The following is a 22,575-nucleotide window of genomic DNA, read 5'->3' as shown; positions in this document are numbered from 1 at the left end:
AATGAAGAAATTAGTTTTATTGGTTGTTTCATGTTTAGTTATTCACGTAGTAGCGGCGCAGGTTAAGGTACATACCGACATGCGCACGCCTACCTGGAACCTGATCGGTTTAAAGTATGATGCCGAAATTGCTCCAAAGAAATGGGGAAGCGTTTTTCCACTGGCATTAAAGGCATTACACAATAAGGTTATCGAGCTGCCTGGTTACATCATTCCCACAAAGGTAGGGTCGAAATTTAGCGAATTTATGTTCTCTATTGTACCCATTGCCTCCTGTCCGTACTGTGGCTCTGGCGATATTCCATCAATGGTGCAGGTGAAAATGTTAACGGCTATTCCCATCACCGAAAAACCGATCAAACTGAAAGGAATATTCATTATTAACGATTCGGGTGATGATAGGAGCGAGTTTTTTCTTTTAAATGCAAAACAGTTATGATGAAGAAATATATAACGGTTTTATTGATGTTGATCTCTTTTAAGGCTGTTGCGCAGGTAAATGTACATACCGATATGCGCACGCCCACCTGGAACCTAATTGGCTTAAAATACGATAAACAGGTAAAACCATTGGTTTGGCAGGCTGTTTTTCCGCCGGCATTAAAAGCAATCGATAATAAGATAATCGAAATCCCTGGGTATATCATCCCAACTAAAGTTGGCAATAGTTTTACCGAGTTTATGTTTTCTATTGTGCCCGTTGCCTCCTGCCCGTATTGTGGCACGGGCGATATCCCTTCGATGATAGAAGTGAAGACTTTAAAACCGATTACCTGGACCGATGAGACCATTACCCTGAAAGGCAAATTTATAATCAACGATTCTGGTGATAGCCGGTCTACCTTTTTTCTTTTAGATGCTATAAAACGATGAGATATTTGTACTTTATTTTCTTTCTGTTTTCGGTTTGCTCAGTTGCTGCACAAACGCAAAAGCACAACCCAAAAGATCAATTGCGATCTTTAAACTGGGATGTAATCGGCTCGGTGAAATTTGAACTCACCGAAAAGAACGAACTTTTGCCCCTGTTTACAGAATCGATCAGACGTTTTGAGAACAGGGAGTTTGATTTAACAGGTTACCTGATCCCTATAAAAAGCGGACAGAAACAACAGAAATTTCTTTTGGCAACCCTGCCCATCAACCAATGTTATTTTTGTGGGCAAAATGGTATTCCGGTAATGATCATGGTTGAGATGGAAAGCGCGGTGCCTTATGGCGAAAAACCCATCCATGTACGGGGGATTTTAAAATTGGAACAAAAGGATGCGAGCTATGCACCGCCAATAAGCATCAAAAATGCCAAACTGATTAATTAATTGCTTATTTTTGTATTGCTATGGAAAACAAAACAGCACGTTTCGAAAAACTTTTGGTTAAAAACGGACTAAAAAGAACTGCCCAGCGTTTACAGGTGCTGGAGATTTTGAGTGGAAGAGATTCTGCAACATCTCAGCCTTACTTGGAGCAGGTGATGGGCAAGAATGCTGACCGAGTTACTTTATACCGTGTTTTGCAGGCTTTCGAAGAAAAAGGAATTATACATAAGGTTTTAGATCAGCAGGGCACAGCCAATTATGCCATCTGTTCTGATGGCTGCAGTGCACACGAACACCATGATGAACATGTGCATTTTAACTGCGATAACTGTCATAAAATTTACTGTTTGGATACCGTTAAAATTCCGGCATTAAAAGTTCCTGCCGGATTTAAAGTAGAGCACCTTAATCTGATTGCTACCGGTTTATGCGCAAGCTGTTCGGATAAGATAAATTAACGTTTACTGCACCAAAAGATTACAACCCCTGATATCGGCATTGTCAAACCGGCCCAATACTTCAAAACTTTGATCAGGATTTATTCTGCCCAGATCCTGCGTGGCAATAAATGAACAAGAATTGAGATTGGCCAGATCGATTACATTGATGCCACCAGTCCTGCCATTTTCAATTAAACTTAAAGGATCGTTGGTGTCGCGGATCAAAACCTTCATCCAGCTGGGGCAGTTAAAGATGCCTTCACCCAAAGAATAAGCCTGAGAAAGTAGTTCGGTCATTCCATATTCGCTATGGATAGCTTTTACACCAAATCCTTCGGTTAACTGTTCATGTAATTCCTCTCGCACCATTTCTTTACGTTTCCCTTTCATTCCTCCCGTTTCCATTACAATCAGTTCGGGGAAATCGATTTCAAACTGTTCTATAAAATCGAGCAGGGCATAAGTAACACCAATTAAAACTGTTTTCTGTTTTTTTGATTTAAGATCCAGGAGGGTTTTCAGCAATTCATCATGGTTGTATAAAAAGTAACCACTTTGTGGATGCCTGCTTTTTTCGATCAGATCGTTGACCATATAAATCAGCGATGAACCAGCTCGCTGTTGGTAGGATGGGAGCAGGGCCAAAAAGCAATATTCGGTGATGTTCCCATAAAATTGCGCAAAAGCCTGTAGATAGCTCTGCTCATACAATTTAGCATTGGTTACATGATGGCTGCTCTGTACCATACCCGTTGTGCCTGAACTGCTGAAAGTAATTTGGACAGGATCGGTACTGTTGAGAATGGAATGGCTTTTAAAAAAACTGATGGGTAAAAAAGGGATCTGTTCAATTTCGCTCACCTCATCAGCATCAACACCTAAATGAAAGATATATTCGCGGTAAACATTGCAGTTTTGGGCCTGTAACTTAAAAATGCTTAAGGCAAGAGCGTTAAACGCATCGGTACTTTTTACAGAAAATATATCGTTAGCTGTTAAATTCACAGGGCAAAAGTACGAAGCATTATGCTATTTTCTCGTCAGTTTTTTTCGCCAGCATTGCCATGCGGAACTGATAACCACAATAACCGCTAATACCAGCAACCAGGCCACTTAAAATTCCTGTAACCAACAACAGTGCCCACCAGATTTTTATGCCCGTCATTACGGCCACACGGCCAGCAAGGACGTTATCATTAGGCAAGCTTTTAAATAAAGCATATCCGATCCAAAGTAAGAAAATAGCGAGGAAAGATTGCCAAAAGGCTATTTTTCCTGTTTTGCCAATAATGCCACAGGTGGCAAAGGAAATTACAATAATGATCCACCAAGGGGCAATCATTTGTAAAAGGAAACAGATTATTAATATAACAATGAAAACCATTTTAGCCTATTTAGAAATTTTTAAACGAGAAATAACCGTACCCGATTTATCATCAGGACTTTGCATATAAAACAGATCGTATAGTTTACCGTTTGCCCAGGTATCGATCATATTGTCATAAAATTTGCTTCCGGGATTGCCTGATTGGCCGCCTGGATAAACCCCATGTCCTTTTGGTGTTTTACCCAGTTCGATCACCATCCGCCATGAAGGTCCGTTGGCTTCGCTCAAAGCATTAATGGCAGTTTTCGCGCCACCAATCTGTAAAACCTTTGAGCCGAATCCTGGTATTTTGGCTAGGTGTGGCACATTGGTCTGTTTTACATTTGCCCAATCCCAATCTTTGTTTATTGGTCCAAAGCGTCTTTCCAAACTATCGCAGCTATATTTAAAAGCTTCGATAACCAGGTCGGATAATGTTTCTTTTTTGCTGGTATTGATATTATCATACCATGTTGCATTGGGTTCTTTCAGGATCATTTCCACCGTACGGTCTCTAGAAGGGTAACGCATCGGGATTCCTTTGACCTCGAATTCGTCTGCCCAGATATCATGTGATAAGCGTTTGGTCCATATCTCAAATACGCTGGCTGCAATTTCATGGGCATCATAACGTTTGTTCCACTTGTTCAGGTAAGCCAATGCTTCTTTTTGTGTTGCGTTTAATTGCTCATTATTCAATAAGGGCAATAAAGCAGGAACCAGGTTCTGCGCCATAATACTGTAATTGTCGGTCTGCATCAAACGGATGCTATCCAATGTAGCCTTGTTCATGGCCGATAAGCGGTCGTTGATCCTTTTGCCACGCTCGTAAGGCGCAAATTCCCAGTTAATGTAATATGGGTAAGTAGTATCGGTAGAAGATTGGTTGGCCGAGCTTACAAAACCGCGCGGCGGATTCTTAACTGTTGGATTTTGTGCATTTGGGATCCAGCCATGCCAATCGTAAGCGGGGTCGGTACCATCGAGAATAAATTTGCCCTGATCCTTCCATTTTAGGGGGAATTTGCCATTTGGCGTAATGGCAATATCGTTATCCATACTGGCGAAAACAAAGTTCTGTGCAGGTGCGGTATAATAAGTTAAAGCCCTACGGTAGTCGTTATAATTTTTCCCACGGTTCAGGTAATAAAAAGTCATGAGCTCGTTCGACTCATCATGTGCAATCCATCTTAAAGCATCACCAACAGGCACATTATCTGCCCTGCCGTATTTTGGTTTCTGGAAATATACCACTGGCCCGTGATGCGTGTAGTAAACGGTATCTATTTCATCTTTTCCACCACGGATTTTAATGGTTTCCAATCTCTTTGTTGTGGCTTTCCATTTATTGTTGTACCAATATTCGTTGTGGCTGGAATCTTTAAACTTGATCTGATAAAAATCCAGTACATCGGCTGCAACATTGGTTACGCCCCAAGCTATTTTCTGGTTAAAACCTATAATTACGCCCGGAGCACCAGGTAATGAAACGCCATAAGTATTTACGCCAGGTGCATGTAGCTGGATTTGATACCAGATTGAAGGAAGTGTTAAATCCAAATGTGGATCGTTTGCCAAAATCGGGAATCCTGATGCTGTTTTAGCGCCAGATAAAGCCCAGTTATTACTGCCGATGCCTTCAATTTTTTCGGTTGTTTTTACTTCGCCGGTTTGCGCCTGGGTGAAGCTTTCTGGTGTTTTAGGTGTTGGTAAGGGAGAGAAATCCCATTTGGTGCCAACAGGGATGATTGGGTCTTCGCGGAACGGATAATCCGGGAAAAGATTTTTGGTCACCTCGGGGCCGAATTTTTTCAAGATGTTGGTCATGTAAAATTCGTCGGAACCCATGGCTAATACCGCCGACATCTGTTTTAGAAGCAGCGCACATTTTACAGGCGTCCAATTTTCAGGCTTAAAATCGAGTATCTTGTATTCTAAGGGATAATTGGCTTTAGAAAGTGTTTTGATGTAGGCATTTATCCCTTCGGTATAAGCTAAGATCATTTCTTTTGCCTTAGGATCGGCCATCATACCTTTTAACGAGTTTTCTGCGCCATAAACCATGCCCATCCGGCGCTGATAGCGGTCTACCTCTATCGCTTTATCGCCAACTACTTCGCTAATTCTACCCGCAGCAAAACGGGTCTGAAAATCCATTTGCCAAAGGCGGTGCATGGCGGTTACATAACCTTGTGCCAGATACAGATCGTGGTCATTCTGTGCAAAAATATGTGGAATCATGCGGTCGTCAAAAACGATTTCGATTTTATCTATTGCCCCTTTAATCTTCGCTTTATGGTTAAACATAAAATGATTGTTCTCTGCATTTTGCCAGAAACCCATAAAAGGATTTAGGAATTTTAACAGTGGAGGTGTACTACCTAATTTGGTATTAAATAAAAAAGCTAATGCTATCGGAATAATGATGCAGAATACGGCTTTAATTTTATTCATAATGGTTAGCTAACAAGTCTTTCGCTAAGATAGGGCAAAATGACGGTTTATGTTTAATGCAAAATACAACAAACTGTATATCAATCAAAATTATAATTCGAATTGAAATTATTATGCTAACATAATTTGTTTAATTCAAAAAAAGAATTTAAGTTTATATAACTAATAATACAAACAACCAAATTAACAATCGTTTATGAGCAGAATTTTTACACAGATCTTTTATGTGTTATTATTTGTGTACGCAGGCAACGTTGCGGCACAAGCACAGAGTATTACGGTTAGCGGTACCGTAAAAGACAAGCAATCGAAAGAAGGCCTAGCTGGGGTGAGTTTAACCATCAAAGGCCATTCTGGTGGCACAGCATCCACAAGCAACGGTAGTTTTACGTTTACAACAACAGCTAAAGTTCCCTTTACGCTGGTAGCGTCTTACGTGGGCTATGGTACAGTAGAACAGCAGATTACCGGGAATGCTACGGGAATTAACCTGGAACTGGAAACGGCAGTGGTTTTAGGAGGGGATGTGGTTGTTTCGGCATCGCGTACTCCTGAACGTATTTTAGAATCACCGGTTTCTATCGAGCGGATGAGTGCAGCCTCTATAAGGGAAATTGCGGCACCATCATTTTACGATGCTTTGAACAATATGAAAGGTGTAGAAAGCAGTATGCAGAGTTTAACTTTCAAGTCGATTAATACACGTGGTTTCAATTCAAATGGTAATACCCGTTTTAACCAATATATTGATGGAATGGATAACCAGGCCCCTGGACTGAACTTCTCAGTGGGTAATATTGTGGGTATAACCGAGCTCGATGTAGATAATGTTGAACTCCTGCCCGGTGCTTCATCTGCTCTTTATGGTGCAGGTGGTATTAATGGAACACTATTGATGACCTCAAAAGATCCTTTTAAATATCCAGGTGCAAGCTTTCAGTATAAAACAGGGGTAAACCATGTAAATGATGACAATAGCAGTGTGCAACCCTTCAATCAGTTGGATGTGCGCATGGCAAAATCATGGAACAATAAGTTTGGCGTAAAAGCGGCATTTTCGTTCTTGCAGGCCAAAGACTGGTACGGGAATAACTATTCAAACTTCGATAGGGTAGCGAGAACTGCAAAATCTGGCGATAGAAACAGCGACCCAAATTACGACGGAATCAACGTTTACGGTGATGAGGTAAGCCAAAATATGCGTAATGTGGCGCTAAGTGTTCAAAATGCAACCATTGCCGGAATTAATACAGGGTCTGGTGGTTTAATACCAAACATTAAAACATTAATGGACGGGACTTTTGGTACCGCCATTCCAAATGCAGCCCAGCAAGCGGGGTTTTTGGCGGGATTACCATCTGCATTGCGTGGTCCGGTACAGAATTATTTTCCTTTTTATGTTGGTTTGAAAGCAGGTTTAATCCCTAATCAAAATATTTCAAGAACTGGTTATAATGAAGAAAACCTGGTTGATTATAGTACCAAGTCGTTAAAAGCATCTGGTGCGTTATATTACAACATCAGCAATACAGTACAAATAGTTGGACAGGCCAATTGGGGAACAGGAACTTCGGTATATACCGGTTCTGACCGTTATTCGCTCCGCAATTTTAATATCGGGCAATATAAATTAGAATTAAAAGGTGAAGATTTCTTTCTGAAAGCCTATACTACGCAGGAACGTTCGGGTGATTCTTATATTTCTTCTATTTTGGGTAGTTATATTAATGAATTATCAAAACCATCAACAAGCTGGTTCCCACAATATATTGGTAATTATGTAGGTGCAAGAGCGGCAGGGCAAACTGATGTACAAGCACAGGCTTTTGCCAGAAGTGTTGCCGATCAGGGACGTTTCGCACCTGGTTCTCCGCAGTTTATTCAGGCTAAGGATCAGATTATGAACACCACCATCAGTGCCTCAGATCCTAGTAAAGGTATTTATGGTGCAAAATTCGATGATAAATCTAACCTTTACCATTATGAGGGAATGTACAACTTTACCAATCTTTTTGATAAAGTGGTGGAGTTTCAGGCTGGTGCATCATACCGTTTATATGACTTAAATTCGGCTGGAACAATTTTTAATGACTTGACAAATTCTATCGATATTAAAGAATACGGTGCATTTGCGCAGATAGGCAAAAAACTTTTTAACGATAAGGTTAAATTTACTTTTGCAGGTCGTTATGATAAAAGTCAGAATTTTGAAGGCCGGTTTACGCCAAGGGTAACTGGGGTGTTCACAGTTGCAAAAAACAACAACATCAGGGTTTCTTATCAAACAGGTTACCGTAACCCAACCACACAAAATCAATACATCGACCTTTCGGTAGGTGGAGGTTCTCAAAGATTGATTGGCGGCTTGCCAGAAATCATGTTTTCTAAGTACCATCTTGATAGTAATAAGCCTTATACCGACGTAAGTTACCGTGCGTTCTTAGCCTCGGCAGCTGCAACAGGAACACCTAACCCGGCATTGTTGCAACAATATACTTTTGATGCAAGGGGTGTCCGTCCGGAGAGTGTTCAATCTTATGAGTTAGGTTATAAAGGATTGCTCCTTCCTAATTTATTGGTTGATGCTTATGGTTATTACAACATTTATAAAGATTTTATTACTGCTGTAGATGTTTATCAGAATGTAGGTGGAAGTTTTGTGAAATTCGGTGTTCCGGTTAATGCAGAAGGTAAAGTAACTTCTTATGGCGCGGCTTTAGGTTTAGATTATTTAGTGGGTAAATATACCATCAGCGGCAACGTTTCCTATAATGAAATCGGCGATTTACCAGTTAATTACATTAACGATTTCAATACCCCGAAAATCCGTTACAACTTGGGTTTTGGCAATAAAGAAATTATTAAAAACTTTGGTTTTAATTTGGCATACCGTTGGCAAGATCAATTCTACTGGAATTCTTCTTTTGCCTCAGGTCAGGTACCTGCATACAGCTCTTTGGATGCGCAGGTGAGTTTAAGGATCCCTTCAGTACAATCAATCATAAAACTTGGCGGTTCTAACGTGCTGAACAAATATTATTTTACTTCTTACGGAAATCCATCAGCTGGCGCTATCTATTACGTAGCCATTAGTTTTAATCCATAACCAGTTAATTGAGTTTTAAGGGCCTTCTATGCTTAAAGTATAGAAGGCTTTTTTGTGCACTGATTATCAATTTCTCCTTTATGGCTTTGCCATGCAATAGCTTGATTTAATGTCAATGTAGCCCAAAAATAAAATGAAAATAAATAGCTTAGTGTAAAAAACACACTATTAAAACAATCTTTTCATAAAAAAGCTACATCCCTTTTGTAAAATATTTGTATTATAGTACTTTCTTAAGCACATCCCGGTTTAAGAGCCATGAATTTAAAATTTTGAATAAATAAGGATGGAAGCGCAAAACGACAAACCTAACGAGACAAGTGATCTGGTCGAAAAAGAGCAAGAAATACAGCATTTAAACAATCCAGTTGATATATCGGTAAAGCCAATTGTTAAACAATATCTCGGTGCAGTTAAAAAAGTAAAAAAGGAGGGCAACCGTTTTTATTTTTCTGATGGCGATGCAAGAGTAGAAGTCCGGGTGGTAAGCGACGATATTATCCGCGTTCGCCTGGCTCCTCATGGCGTTTTCTTAGAGGATTTTTCTTATGCCGTACCCGAAGTAGATCAAAAAGTGTCTGTTTTTAAAATGCAGGAACATGATGATCATTTTACGATTTCTACCCATGCAGTAACCTGTAAAATAGAAAAAGCAAACTTCCATATTTCTTTTTCTGATAATATTACCAATGTAGTAATGGTTGATGAAGCCAATTCTATGCACTGGGAAGAAAATGTAGATTTTGGTGGTTATTATATCTACGCAACGAAAAAATGCCACCCTGAAGAAAATTTCTTCGGTTTGGGTGATAAATCTGGTAATTTTAACCTGCGGGGGCGCCGTTTCGAAAACTGGAATACCGATGCTTACTCCTTCGGTTGGAACCAGGATCCACTTTATCGTACTATACCTTTTTATATCGGTTTGCACAATCAGGCCGCCTATGGTATCTTTTTCGATAATACCTTTAAATCGTATTTCGATTTCGGATCGGAGGATGTAAATAAAACCAGTTTCTGGGCCGATGGCGGAGAACTGCAATACTATTATATCCATGGCCCGCATATTATGGATGTGGTAAAACGTTATGCAACTTTAACGGGAACACACCCAATGCCACCAAAATGGACTTTGGGTTATCAGCAGTGCCGCTGGAGTTATTATCCTGAAACAAAGGTTAAAGAAATAGCCAAACAGTTCAGGGAACGTAAAATCCCTTGCGATGCCATTTATCTGGACATCGATTACATGGATGGCTACCGTTGTTTTACCTGGAACAAAAAATACTTTCCAGATCCGCGGAGAATGATCAAAGAGCTATCTGATGATGGTTTTAAAACGGTGGTGATGATCGATCCTGGAATTAAGGTAGATGACGATTACTGGGTGTTTAAAGAAGGTAAAGAAAAGAGATTTTTCTGTCGCCGCAGCGACGATTATTATATGGAAGGGCATGTTTGGCCAGGGCGCTGTCAGTTTCCCGATTTTACCAATCCAAAAGTACGGAGCTGGTGGGGTAATTTATATAAAGAGCTGGTAGATATGGGCGTTGCAGGTTTCTGGAACGATATGAACGAACCAGCTGTGTTTGGTTCAGGAACTTTCCCCAACGATGTCCGCCATAATTATGATGGTTACCGCGGCTCACACCGTAAGGCACACAATGTTTACGGCATGCAGATGGTGCGTTCTACCTACGAGGGCTTAAAAAAACTGATGCGCAATAAACGTCCGTTTACGATTACAAGGGCTGGTTATGCGGGCATGCAGCGTTATGCAAGTGTTTGGACCGGCGATAATATCGCAACCTGGGAGCATTTAAAGATCGGAAATATACAGTGCCAGCGTTTATCGGTTTCTGGTGTGCCTTTCTGTGGAACAGATATCGGCGGATTTAGCGGTGAGCCAGATGGAGAGTTGTTTACCCGCTGGATCCAACTAGGTACCTTTTCTCCTTTTATGCGGGCACACTCTGCCGGAGATACTGCAGAACGGGAACCTTGGAGCTTTGGGCAGTTTTTCGAAGATATCAACCGTAAGTTTATCGAATTAAGATATCGTTTAATGCCTTATTTATATTCGGTTTTCTGGGAGCATCATCGTTATGGCTTTCCTATTTTAAGGCCTTTAGTGATGCTTGAGCAAGAAAATATCAGTAACAGTTTCCGTCAGGATGAATTTTGCTATGGTGATAAACTATTGATATGCCCGGTTTTAGAACAGGGTGCAATATCTAGAAAAGTTTATCTCCCAAAAGGCACCTGGTATAATTTCTGGACCAACGAAATCCTGGATGGCGGTAACGAATATACGGTTGATGCAAAGATCGATAGTATGCCAATGTTTGTAAGGGCAGGTACAGTTTTGCCAGAATATCCGGTAATGCAATATGTTGATGAAAAATCTATTACCGAAGTGGTATTAAATATTTATCATAGCGATTACGAGGTTAATTCATACATGTACGAAGATCATGGCGATACTTTTGCTTACGAGCAGGATATTTATCTGGAAAAGAAATTCACTGTAAAAGGCGATACTCAGGCCATTAAAGTGAACCAGCGTAATGAAGGATTGTATACGCCTAATTATGAATTTTATGTTTGCAATGTGATCGGCGTAAAATTCCAGGTGAAAAAGATCATTATCGACAATAAAGAGGTGAAAGACTTTTATACCGATGATCAGAATATCCTGCATTTTAAATGCAATAAGAACTTCTTAGAAATACAGATCTTGAGTCTGTAAACATTGAGCCCCAAATGCTGTTTAGTATTTGGGGCTTCATTTATCTAGCCAAAATACCTATGCCATCAGTAAAAAAAGTTTCAGTAAAAAAAGTATCCGAACCAAAAACTGATAAACAGAAATCTGTTTGGATCCACAGTTTATTTACCGATTATGATATCGATCTTTTTCTTGTAGGAAAGCATTTTAGGCTTTATGAGAAAATGGGCTCACACTTAATTACTGTTGATGGAACCGCCGGAACTTATTTTTCGGTTTGGGCACCCAATGCCATCCGTGTAAGTGTAGTGGGTAATTTTAACGATTGGGACAACGCTTCACATCCGCTGAGCATACGGTGGGATAAATCGGGTATCTGGGAAGGTTTTATCCCTGGAATTTCAAAGGGAGAAGTTTATAAATATTTTGTTAAAGGTTTTGACGAATCTGAGCATTTAAAAGGCGATCCCTATGCCAGAAGATGGGAACATCCGCCACAAACAGCTTGTATCGTTTGGGACACCGATTATACCTGGAAAGATAAAGCCTGGCTTAAAAAAAGAGCAAAAATAAATGCTTTGGATCAACCCATTTCGGTATATGAGATACATCTAGGCTCTTGGGAGCGCGATCCGGATAATCCAGAACGTGTTTTGAACTGCAGGGAAGTTGCTGGCAGGCTAGTGCCTTATGTAAAGGAAATGGGTTTTACCCACGTAGAACTGATGCCTGTAATGGAGTTTCCGTATTTCCCTAGCTGGGGTTATCAGATTACAGGTTATTTTGGTGCAAGTTCGCGTTATGGTTCTCCACAGGATTTAATGTATCTGATTAACGAGCTCCATAAAGCAGATATTGCAGTGATATTGGATTGGGTTCCTTCTCATTTCCCAGGTGATAGGCATGGTTTATATGAGTTTGATGGAACACATCTGTACGAACACGCCGATATGCGAAAAGGTTTTCATCCAGACTGGAAATCATATATTTTCAATTATGATCGAAACGAAGTACGCTCTTTTTTAATTAGTAATGCCTTGTTTTGGATTGACCAATATCATGCAGATGGCCTAAGGGTAGATGCCGTAGCATCGATGTTATATTTCAATTTCTCCAGAGAAGATGGAGATGCCGCAACAAACGAATATGGTGGAAGTGAAAACTTTGGGGCCATTCAGTTTTTGCAGGACCTGAATGTTGCCGTTTATGGAAATTTTGAGGGTGTACAGACCATTGCCGAAGAAAGCAGTACTTACCCTGGTGTAACCCATCCGGTACATGCCGGCGGATTAGGTTTTGGCATGAAATGGATGATGGGCTGGATGAACGATACCTTAAAGTATTTCAAAGTAGAAACCCTCGGCCGGAAACACCACCACCATCAGTTGAGCTTTAGCATGACTTATGCCTTTACCGAAAATTTTATGTTGCCTTTCTCTCATGATGAAGTCGTACACGGTAAATCACCAATGTTGTATAAAATGCCTGGAGATGACTGGCAGAAATTTGCAAATTTAAGGGCACTTTATGGTTATATGTTCACCCATCCCGGAGCAAAACTGCTGTTTATGGGGAATGAGTTTGGCGAAACCAACGAATGGAATTTTACGCAATCGCTAGATTGGCATTTGCTTCAATATGCGCCGCACAAGGGCATGCAGGAAACTGTTAAGGCTTTAAACTTTCTGTATCGCAAAGAACCAGCATTGTATCATTTCAGTTTTAGTTATGAAGGCTTTCAATGGCTCGATGCCGATAATGCAAACGAATCTGTCTTCACATTTATGCGCAAAGGACCAAAAGCAAAAGATACTTTGGTTGTCGCGATAAACTTAACGCCAGTGGTGCGTGAAAATTATAGAATCGGTGTCCCTTTTAAAACCAAATGGACAGAAATTTTTAATACTGATGATATTGTTTATTATGGAGGCGGTATTAATAATCGCGGGGGTATTGTTCCTGACCTAGCGGGTTATAACGGGCAGGAATACTCGGTCGTTGTTGATCTGCCGCCTTTGGCTGTAGTGATTTTTAAGACCAAGTAAAATATTATTGGTTCCTATATCACGCCAAAATTATAGGTAAACACATAGTTTTGGCGTGATATAAGTTTTTATATTGCGCCAAAACCTTATATAAAAGCATAGTTTTGGCGTAATATGTTTTTTTATATTACGCCAAAACTCAATTTTTGGTTACATTTGTTGCTGTAAATTAAATGTTTATGGAACAGGTTGTAGGAAGAACTGAAGAAAAATTGCTGCTAAACAAGATCGAGAAATCTGGTGAAAGTGAACTGATTGCTGTATATGGGCGTAGAAGGGTAGGAAAGACTTATTTAATCAGAAACGCTTTTACTAAGGAAATTGCATTTGAATTTTCTGGCATTCATCACGCAACGTTAAATCAGCAGTTAGAAAACTTTAGTTTGGCACTTACAAAAGTAACAGGTGGTTTTCCCTTAGCCAAACCAGAAAGTTGGATAGCTGCCTTTGAAATGCTGGTCCAATACCTCGCCCCCTTGGTAAAAAAGGAAAGAACAATCATTTTTATTGACGAATTCCCCTGGATTAATACGCCCCGCTCAGGATTTTTGCCTGCATTTGAAAATTTTTGGAACAGCTGGGCTTCAAGACAAAAAAAACTTATCGTTGTTATCTGTGGGTCTGCAGCTTCCTGGATGATCAATAAGGTGATTAATAACCGAGGCGGATTGCATAACCGTGTAACGAGGAGAATAAGACTTCTTCCTTTTACTGTTGGCGAAACCGCAGCATACCTTAAATACAGAAAAATAAAGCTCGATAAGTACCAGCTTTTTCAGGTGTACATGGCTATGGGGGGTATACCACAGTATCTCAAAGAAATAGAGCCTGGCGAGAGTGTGGCCCAGATTATAGACAGGCTGTTTTTTACCAAGGATGGGCTGCTTCTTGAAGAATTTAAGAACCTGTATTACTCGTTGTTCGATAAAGCAGAAAATCATATTGATATTGTTCAGGCATTGGCAAAAAAAGGTAAAGGATTAACACGTACCGAAATTATTAATGTCTGTAAGCTAAGCAGCGGCGGTTACGCTACACAGCTACTTGCAGAACTTGCAGAATCTGGTTTTATTACGCCTTATATTCCCTTTGGAAAAAATAGCAAAGACGCTTTGTACAAACTAACAGATGAGTACTCGATATTTTATCTCAAATTTATTAACGGCAATAAAGCAACGGGCGCTGGAACCTGGCTGAAATTTTATTCGGGTACATCATGGAAAAGCTGGAGCGGATATGCTTTTGAAAGTATCTGCATGAAACATACTGCTCAGATTAAAAAAGCAATAGGGATAGATAATGTTTATACCGAAATATCTGTTTGGCGTTATTTGCCAAAAAATAGAGCAGAACAAGGTGTTCAGATTGATCTGCTTATTGATCGAAATGATTCTTGTATCAATATATGTGAAGTTAAATTCTCTATTATGTCTTTTGAAATTACTAAATCTTATGAAAAGGAATTAGTCAGCAAACTAAAGGTATTTCAATATCAAACCAGAACAAGAAAAGCATTGTTTTTGACTATGATTACAACTTATGGAGTCGCAAATAGTGAACGTTACCCAGGTTTGGTACAAAAAGAGATTACAATGGATGTGCTATTTGATGATTAGCCAAACTGACCAGTCAATTTAAAATAAGAAAAGCCTCCCATTGCTGGAAGGCTTTCTTAAACTCTGGAGTGGAAGCTTCCAGAGAGGGTGCAAAGATACAATAACTCTTTTCTCTTGCAAGTATTATTTGCTAAAAAAAATATCGCAATCTCTTTGCCGTCAATTATTCTTACCGATTGATATTTCAGGTTCTTTTTACCAGCAAAAAAAATCTATTATTCTAAGTTGTTGGAATATTTTCACATAGACTATCCGCCCGGATGTCTGTAATTTTTGAATTCTTTAGTTTTGTTGATAAATATCAATAAAATAGGCTTTTATAGTGCTGTGAGAGGGGTAATGAATGAAGTGAACGGATAATTTGCCTAGGAGCCGCCGTACTTTTGTATCAACGAGCAAACAAACAAACTATTTATTTTTCTCTTTACTTTAAGCAATTGAAAGGACGCTCTTGTCTATCTTTCTTGGTGCTTGTGCTTTTTCTTATGCCCACGTATTTGCGTGCGCAGGTTGTAGCACAGTGTGAAAATACAAAGCGTACTTACGCAGATTTTCAGGGATCAGTCCAATACGGATTTAAGGTATTGGGTGGGTCTTTAATTATGGGTACCATTTCAGATGCAGGAAATGCTGTTAATGGACAGGTTAAAGATGCATCAACATTAGGTGTTGGACTTGGCTTAGCAGGATTGGCATCTTCGACCCAATTCTTACAGTTTAGTGCTGCTGGTGGTTCGCCCAGATCAATTCCTGCCAATACTCCAGTTATAATTAAAATTTCGCTCCCTACCGAAGTATTAAGCGTTCTAAGCGGTGTAGAGATAGGAACATTCACAGGTTTGCATACCGTTGCTGCTGATTGGCCATTATTGGGATTGCTTGGTCCGGGTCATGATGCGGGATATGCGGCAACTACTCTCCCGATTTATAACTCAACCAATATAGCGGGTGTAATTAGCGGTTCGGGAGAGATTGAGGTTACACTCACACCCAATCAGATATATAACGGGATTTATGTAAAGGTATCGGGCAATTTACTCTCGGTAGCGTTGTCTACAAAGCTTTTCCACGCCTATATTATGGAAACGACTACTGATAAGATTGATTGTGATGAAGTAATTGATGTTTTATCGGGAGTACAGCCTACTGTTATTGGAGGGGTGTTAAATGCAACCGGAAAGGTAACTGATCCTTTCAATTCGATAGATAGCGATAATGATAGCTATGCGCTGATGGATGTTGGGGTCTCTGTATTAAACAAAATATACCTTACGGCAATATTTAATAAACCTTCTCAGCCGAAAGATTCTGTGAGCATTATAATAGGTAAGCCAGGGGGTGGATTACTTAATCTGAATTTACTTACCGGCTTTATCATTCAGCCTTATTTAAATGGGGTCAAAGCGGGCGATGCTTTCGATAATACAGGAACTTTTCTAAACCTTAGGCTTTTTCCGGGTTCAACAGATAAATATGTACTTACCTTTCCGATTACTGAGGTTTACGATCGTTTAGAGATCACTACCGGTGGATTGGCCGGTGTGCTGGGTTCGCTTCAGATTTATGACATTAAAAGGAAATTGGCTAAGCCACGCACATTGATCGATCCTATCGCTGAGGATGCCAGGGCCATCTGCCAGGGAGAAAGCACCACCTTTTCAGTTAACAATCCACAGGCCTGTACGGAATATAAATGGTATGATGCAGAAACAGGAGGTAATTTGTTACATACCGGAGAAAATTATACTCCTCTATCCTCGCTTCTTGCCGGAGATTATAGTTACTATGTACAAGGTAGCAGAACCTACTGCGTAACAGGGGTTTCTGAAAGACTCCGCGTAAAACTGAAGGTTAATCCATTACCCCCGCTCGATGTTCCGGGTACCACAATCTGCAGTGGAGCTACGGCTACGTTAGCGGTCAGCAATTCCAATATCGCCCAATATACTTACAATTGGTATGCCGCTTCCAATGGAGTTACGCCGTTTAATACTGGTGCAACCTATACAACGCCCGCCCTTACTGCAAACACTACCTACTACGTAGAAGCTATTAATACATTAACAGGCTGTAAGAATGTTGGGGGCCGTAAAGCAGTATTGGTAGATGTTAAACCTATTGCTGTTGTAAATCCGGTTATTGGTCTAAATACCATGTGTGCAGGAACTACCACAACTTTAACCAATGATAATCCTTCTGGCATTTGGAGCAGTAGCAATGCAGCTATTGCAACAATAGATGCCACGGGCAAGGTCACAGCAATTGCAGCTGGAAGCACTGTCATCAGTTACACCGTTGCTGATGATGCAACGTATTGTGGAAAAAAAGTGGATTTTAATTTAACTGTAAATCCACAGCCAAATTTGACTTTAGGGCCAAATCCTGGTATTTGCGAAGGACTTACCACAACTAAAATTGTTTACGCTAATCCGGTTTTCGACCCCATTAGTTATAGCATCTCCTGGGCTGGAAATTTACTTCCTGCCGTTTCAGATCAAGCCTTGCCCGCAAATGAAATTACGATCAATGTTCCATCAAATACACCGGTAGCAGTATATCAAGGGGTATTGACCATTAAAAATGCAAACGGCTGCGAACGGGCTATCCCTTTTAGTTTTAGGGTAAAGCTTGTGCCACATAAACCAATAGTATCCATTAATTAAAAAGAAATAAGTTATTTCCTCCAAACAAATTAACCATTATGATGAAAAAATCTACAAAACGCAATCTAAGAATCTTTATATTCTTAATGTTTTTATTGCCGCTGGGTGCCTTTGCACAGACGCCAAATGTATACCTGTGCGGAACAGGTACAGTAAAATTGAATCCAACTTTCACCGGTTATACACCTGTTAATGGCGATAAAATTATATGGACCGTTGACGGAACTGCAGAAGCTGCTGTAGTATATAATGGTTCAAATGCTTTTTATCAGATAGCAGCAGGATTAGCTGTCGGAAACCATACTTATTCTGTTCAGGTTCAGCCGGCAGATGCGAATCTCTGCCCTAGTGATGCCTCTGATAATACCGTTGTAGAAAAATTACCTACGCCTATTATCGCTGTTGCAGCTCCAGGAAGTGTTTATTGTACCGATCAAACAGCTGCCACGATAATTACGGCGAGTAAGGATGCTTCAATAACATTGCCAACCGGGGTAACCATGACTTATGTCTGGTCGGCAACGCTAGGAGGTACTGCTGTAGCTGATATTACAACTTTGGGTGCAGCATCCGGTTCGGGAGATACTTTTACACTTAAGGCTGGCGTGGCTCCGGGCGCGTATGTTTTCACGGCTATTGGAAGTTATGCTACAGGTGGTGTTCAGATCGTGCCTGCAACAACTTGTACTGCAACTGCCGGCAAAGCAATCACTGTTACTGTTAAACCAGGTAAAGCAACTATCGCTGTAGCGCCATAAGGTTTAACCAATGATGTTTAACAGATTAAGGATAATTGTGCTCGGTGTGCTGCTGCTTTCTGCAGCAGCATGCTTTGCGCAATCTGGCAATCCGAATACGCTTAACCTTAAACCAGGCGTTACTGTTAAACTGAGGGCCAATGGTACAGGTGCTACCTCTTATCAATGGTTCAGGAATGGAAATGCTATATCAGGTGCTACCGAGCAAGACTATGTGGTTAACACCGCAGGGAAATATACTGTTATTACTTTTAGCTTAGGTGGCTGTAGCTCCGATCTGTCAGAAGAAATGGAAGTGGTGATGGAGACAGCCATATCAGCGGATGTTTCCATAGTTAAAAGATCTGAAAGCAGGCAGGTAATTAATACGGAGGTATTTAAATACAACTTATTGGTGCGCAACAACGGGATCGGTGAGGCTACCAACATACAGGTAAAGGATGACCTTCCAGAAAATCTAACCTTTGTAAGCGTCGATCCTACAATTGTTGGTACTGCCAGTTATAACGATCAAACCAAGACAGTTTCATGGGCGATCCCGTCACTTGCCAACGGCAGTTTTGTTGAGCTGATCATTAATGTAAGGGCAATGAAACCTGGTAATGTTGTTAATAGTGCCAGGGTTACCATCAACGAAATAGATTCTGATCCATCTAACAATATATCAGTTGATACCAAAGAAATTACTGGGCTTAAAATACCTAATGTGTTTACGCCAAACGGCGATGGAAAAAATGAAACCTTTTTTATTGAACGCTTAGACCGCTATAGCGGAAACCAGCTTACCATTATTAACCGCTGGGGAAGCACAGTTTATGAGAAAGACGGTTATTTAAACGATTGGACCGCGAATGGTTTGGTAGATGGAACGTATTTCTATGTGCTTAAAGTAAAAACCGCAAGTGCTCAATGGCAGGAATTTAAAGGTTATGTTACAGTTATCAGGTAAATGGAACTAAAATGTGGAGGATATGAAAAAGATAATTTTAACGGTATTGTTTAATTTAATCGGCCTGTGCCTGTTCGCGCAACAGAATGCCCAGTTTGGACAATATATGTTCAATGGTTTATACATCAATCCTGCTTACGCAGGCTACAAAGAAGAGCTGTATATGCAGGCCTTTGTGCGGGCGCAATGGACAGGTATTCAGGGCGCTCCCCAAACGCTTTCCATATCGGTAGATGAAGCGGTTAAGGAAGAAAGTCTAGGTTTGGGTTTATTGGTGTCGAAAGATAAAATTGGCGCACAGAACTCGTTAAACCTATCAGGGAATTTTGCCTACCGCATTAAGCTAGACCGCACCGAAACCAATGTACTTGCTTTTGGCGTTGGAGTGGGCGTAATGCAGATGGGGCTTAACGGAAGTTTATTAGATCCAAATGAAACCGGCGACAACAAGATTCCGACAGGATATGAAAGCCGAATTGTACCCGATATTAGGGCTGGTGTACATTATTCGAACGAAAAATTCTTTATCGGTTTCTCTGCCAATAACCTGCTTAGCCAATACCTTCCTGTTTTTAGGGATAATAATCTTTTAAGTATTACTTCTAAGCCGCATTTTTATTTAACGGCGGGAATGGTATTTCCAGTGAACAATGATTTTATGTTCAAACCTACTTTTTTGATCAAAGATGATTTGAACGGGCCAACCTCATTGGATCTTAATGCTTTTTTAATGATCAGAGAAAAACTTTGGTTAGGTGCTGCATATAGAACCTCCGTAAAAATTTATCCTAAGCCAGCATTACAAAGCGATTTAAGGGCAAGGAGTGCTATCGGGTTGATTACTGAGTTTTTTGTCCGCGAAAACCTCCGGATCGGCTATGGTTACGATTATAGTTTAAATAAATTCGGTAGCTATGATTATGGCTCACACGAAATATCTATTGGGTATTATCTGCAAACTGCAAAAAGCAGAAGGCCGAAATGTTACTTCTAATAATCGGGTACCTTCCACCCGGACCTTCTTTATTTCTTTTCTTTTTTACTGGGTGTCTATTATTCTGCATATGGTCTGCGCGCATTTGCTTTTTTCATAAAAAATGAACGGAATGAATGTTGTAAAAACGTTTCGCCTTATTTGTTAAATCTTTTTAAGATTGTTAGCCGCTGCTATGCATATTTTATTTGTTGTTTAATAAGACTAAACTCAGATTTTTACCCGGATAAATCAGTTTGTGCTTAAGAATATTAAAAAATCCTCATTATAAAGGTGTTTAAGCATTATAATTATCTTAATAATCTACTTTATTTTTATTTTCCGTTAAAAAACGCTATAATTAAGGGTCTTAAGTCTATCCCTATTTGTGTATGCTCGAATCCCGAAAGGTATTTTTAGTAAACGCTGTATTAAATTATTTCAGCAGTTTATGCCCTATAACCTCTGGATTTATCCAGGAAATAGAAAAAAATGTAGATACTCTTCTGATCAAGAAAAATAAATACATTTTATCTCCCATTGATAATAATGATTATGTTTTTTTCGTGGTATCAGGCTTGGTAAGAGGTTTTATTAAAGATGGTAATAAAGAGATTACCACTTGGATCAGTTTAGGGAACGAATTTATTGGAGCGATTCAACATCCCGATGAAAACGTTCAGCCCTCAATTGAATATTTGCAGGCATTGGAAGATTCAGAATTGGTTGCTATTCCAAACTTATTGATTGATAAGCTTTACGCCAGTTATCAGGAAACAAATGTTATTGGTAGAAAGATTTTAGCGCTCCAGTATCATGCCGCCTCAGAGCGGGCCATAATAGCCAGAATCCCTTCGGCAGAAAGGCGTTATGAAAAATTCTTGGAACTAAACGCTGTTGATATATCTAGAGTGCCATTAAGGTGCATAGCAAGTTATTTAGGTATGCGTTTGGAGACACTTAGTCGCATACGCAGTAAATTGGTAAGGGAGCTGGTGTAATTAAATAAAACTGTTTTCCGGTTGATCATAACTGGTTAGGTCGATCTGTGTGAAGAATACTCATTTTAAACGCTATGTTTACATAACATTATACACTTTTTACATATTGATGTACAACCTTAAATTGCCTATACTAAACATCATATTTGTGTTTAAATTTGGGTAAGTAAAAATTAAATCAACGGGACGATTTAGATTACATTCGTAAGCCTCTCTTTTAAGGGAGGCTTATTTTTTTAGCCTACAGTGCTTATATGCCAGTTAGAGGGGGTGACGGCAGTGGAGCCAGTTCTCGTGGTTCATCCCGCGGAAGTTCTTGTGGTAGTTGTGGAGGTGACTAATAATTTTTGTTGCTTAAAATTAAAATCTTCATCAAATCTTAATCTTTCTGCTGTAATATTGTAGGCATAAGGGGTGAGAGCCTTATATCAACTTCTAGTTGAGAGCGTTAATTTAGATAGAGGATGTAGCCAGTGGCTACATCCTTTTTTTATTCCTGGCATGTGGATGTGAAGAGGCTAAATGTTTGACTAGACGATTTCAAGATTTGTCTCTTCGAGTTCCTTCAATAAAGCTGATACCTCGCTCCAGTGATTTATCCTTTGGTGATGATTTTTTTCTACATTGTGAAATGCAGTAAACATTAAGGCTTTTCCTTTGCAGAAATCAAGGTTTTTACAATGGTCGTCAATTAAATAATCGGTATCTATTATACGCTTATCGCCACAAAAGATGATATTTTTCCAGCTGATAAAAGGGAAGTGCTCTGCAAGCCACTCGCGTTTTTCGAAGAGCGATAAGGGGAATTCCATGGCGGCTGAAACGATATAGATCTCGTAGTCTTCCATTAGTTTTTTTATGGCTTCAATAGCGCCTTCCATTACCGGCAGGTTTCTGAAAAAGCCTGTTCTATTGCAGATCTTCATTACCATGGCCCTATCCGGAAAAAGTTCTTCTTCCGATTTGCCTTTTATATCATTGCGTGTAAGTGAAATGCCTGTTTCTGCCTGGTATGTCTGAAGTATATGGTCTTCTATGTCGGCAAGAACGCCATCCATATCAATGCCTATTGTTTTTCTCATGATTTGCTATATTTTGCAACAAAAATATTTAATATTGCAATATATTGCAAATTATAATCCTGATAAATTTATATA

General features: G+C 39.9%; 17 protein-coding genes. 13 read left to right on the top strand and 4 right to left on the bottom strand.

Annotation, left to right across the window (positions count from 1 at the left end):
* Position 1: 1 nt before the first annotated feature.
* From LQ227_RS04105 to LQ227_RS04090, 4 genes are read left to right on the top strand one after another with little or no spacing between them, the layout of a single operon-like run.
* Positions 2–439, top strand: coding sequence for a hypothetical protein (locus tag LQ227_RS04105; RefSeq protein WP_230145474.1), 438 nt, complete (start codon positions 2–4; stop codon positions 437–439).
* Complete coding sequence (locus LQ227_RS04100) at positions 436–873, top strand: DUF3299 domain-containing protein (protein WP_230145473.1); 438 nt, start codon at positions 436–438, stop codon at positions 871–873. The genes LQ227_RS04105 and LQ227_RS04100 overlap by 4 nt, the downstream gene beginning before the upstream one ends.
* On the top strand, positions 870–1,319 hold the full coding sequence (locus LQ227_RS04095) for a hypothetical protein (protein WP_230145472.1): 450 nt from the start codon (positions 870–872) through the stop codon (positions 1,317–1,319). The genes LQ227_RS04100 and LQ227_RS04095 overlap by 4 nt, the downstream gene beginning before the upstream one ends.
* A 20-nt stretch (positions 1,320–1,339) precedes the next feature.
* On the top strand, positions 1,340–1,777 hold the full coding sequence (locus tag LQ227_RS04090) for a Fur family transcriptional regulator (RefSeq protein ID WP_230145471.1): 438 nt from the start codon (positions 1,340–1,342) through the stop codon (positions 1,775–1,777).
* Positions 1,778–1,780: 3 nt separating this feature from the next.
* Here LQ227_RS04090 and LQ227_RS04085 read toward each other — a convergent pair whose 3' ends face one another.
* The 3 genes from LQ227_RS04085 to LQ227_RS04075 are packed head-to-tail and all read right to left on the bottom strand — an operon-like array spanning position 1,781 to position 5,579.
* A complete protein-coding gene (locus tag LQ227_RS04085; protein ID WP_230145470.1) occupies positions 1,781–2,764 on the bottom strand; it encodes an acyl transferase in 984 nt (327 codons plus the stop codon).
* 19 nt (positions 2,765–2,783) lie between these two features.
* Positions 2,784–3,143: a hypothetical protein gene (locus tag LQ227_RS04080; RefSeq protein WP_230146602.1), complete on the bottom strand. Its 360-nt coding sequence runs from the start codon at positions 3,141–3,143 to the stop codon at positions 2,784–2,786.
* Positions 3,144–3,149: 6 nt separating this feature from the next.
* Positions 3,150–5,579 (bottom strand): penicillin acylase family protein, encoded by a 2,430-nt coding sequence (locus LQ227_RS04075; protein WP_230148327.1) that lies wholly within the window; start codon positions 5,577–5,579, stop codon positions 3,150–3,152.
* A 196-nt stretch (positions 5,580–5,775) separates the two neighbouring features.
* Between LQ227_RS04075 and LQ227_RS04070 the strand changes: the two genes are divergently transcribed.
* From LQ227_RS04070 to LQ227_RS04030, 9 genes are all read left to right on the top strand, one after another.
* Positions 5,776–8,685: a TonB-dependent receptor gene (locus tag LQ227_RS04070; protein WP_230148326.1), complete on the top strand. Its 2,910-nt coding sequence runs from the start codon at positions 5,776–5,778 to the stop codon at positions 8,683–8,685.
* Positions 8,686–8,971: 286 nt separating this feature from the next.
* Complete coding sequence (locus LQ227_RS04065; RefSeq protein ID WP_230145466.1) at positions 8,972–11,434, top strand: glycoside hydrolase family 31 protein; 2,463 nt, start codon at positions 8,972–8,974, stop codon at positions 11,432–11,434.
* 59 nt (positions 11,435–11,493) lie between these two features.
* On the top strand, positions 11,494–13,458 hold the full coding sequence (gene glgB, locus LQ227_RS04060) for a 1,4-alpha-glucan branching protein GlgB (protein ID WP_230148324.1): 1,965 nt from the start codon (positions 11,494–11,496) through the stop codon (positions 13,456–13,458).
* A 179-nt stretch (positions 13,459–13,637) separates the two neighbouring features.
* A complete protein-coding gene (locus tag LQ227_RS04055) occupies positions 13,638–15,074 on the top strand; it encodes an ATP-binding protein (RefSeq protein ID WP_230145464.1) in 1,437 nt (478 codons plus the stop codon).
* Between the two features lie 485 nt (positions 15,075–15,559).
* Entirely contained in the window at positions 15,560–17,737 is a 2,178-nt protein-coding gene (locus tag LQ227_RS04050) for an Ig-like domain-containing protein (protein ID WP_230148322.1), read from the top strand.
* Positions 17,738–17,775: 38 nt separating this feature from the next.
* On the top strand, positions 17,776–18,495 hold the full coding sequence (locus LQ227_RS04045) for a hypothetical protein (protein WP_230148320.1): 720 nt from the start codon (positions 17,776–17,778) through the stop codon (positions 18,493–18,495).
* 10 nt (positions 18,496–18,505) lie between these two features.
* Positions 18,506–19,444 carry a gliding motility-associated C-terminal domain-containing protein gene (locus tag LQ227_RS04040; RefSeq protein ID WP_230148318.1) on the top strand — a complete coding sequence of 313 codons (939 nt, stop codon included), beginning with the start codon at positions 18,506–18,508 and terminating at the stop codon, positions 19,442–19,444.
* Between the two features lie 22 nt (positions 19,445–19,466).
* Positions 19,467–20,438 carry a type IX secretion system membrane protein PorP/SprF gene (locus tag LQ227_RS04035; protein ID WP_230148316.1) on the top strand — a complete coding sequence of 324 codons (972 nt, stop codon included), beginning with the start codon at positions 19,467–19,469 and terminating at the stop codon, positions 20,436–20,438.
* 371 nt (positions 20,439–20,809) lie between these two features.
* Positions 20,810–21,418, top strand: a complete 609-nt coding sequence (locus LQ227_RS04030) for a Crp/Fnr family transcriptional regulator (protein ID WP_230145459.1) — start codon at positions 20,810–20,812, stop codon at positions 21,416–21,418.
* A 530-nt stretch (positions 21,419–21,948) separates the two neighbouring features.
* On the opposite strand, the gene LQ227_RS04025 is transcribed toward LQ227_RS04030, so the two are convergent.
* On the bottom strand, positions 21,949–22,500 hold the full coding sequence (locus LQ227_RS04025) for a 5'(3')-deoxyribonucleotidase (protein ID WP_230148315.1): 552 nt from the start codon (positions 22,498–22,500) through the stop codon (positions 21,949–21,951).
* Positions 22,501–22,575: the final 75 nt, after the last annotated feature.

Origin of the sequence: Pedobacter sp. Bi27, assembly GCF_918698255.1 — a bacterium.
GTDB lineage: Bacteria > Bacteroidota > Bacteroidia > Sphingobacteriales > Sphingobacteriaceae > Pedobacter.
Note: the sequence above shows the minus strand (reverse complement) of the source record. Positions and strands in the feature narration are given on the sequence as shown.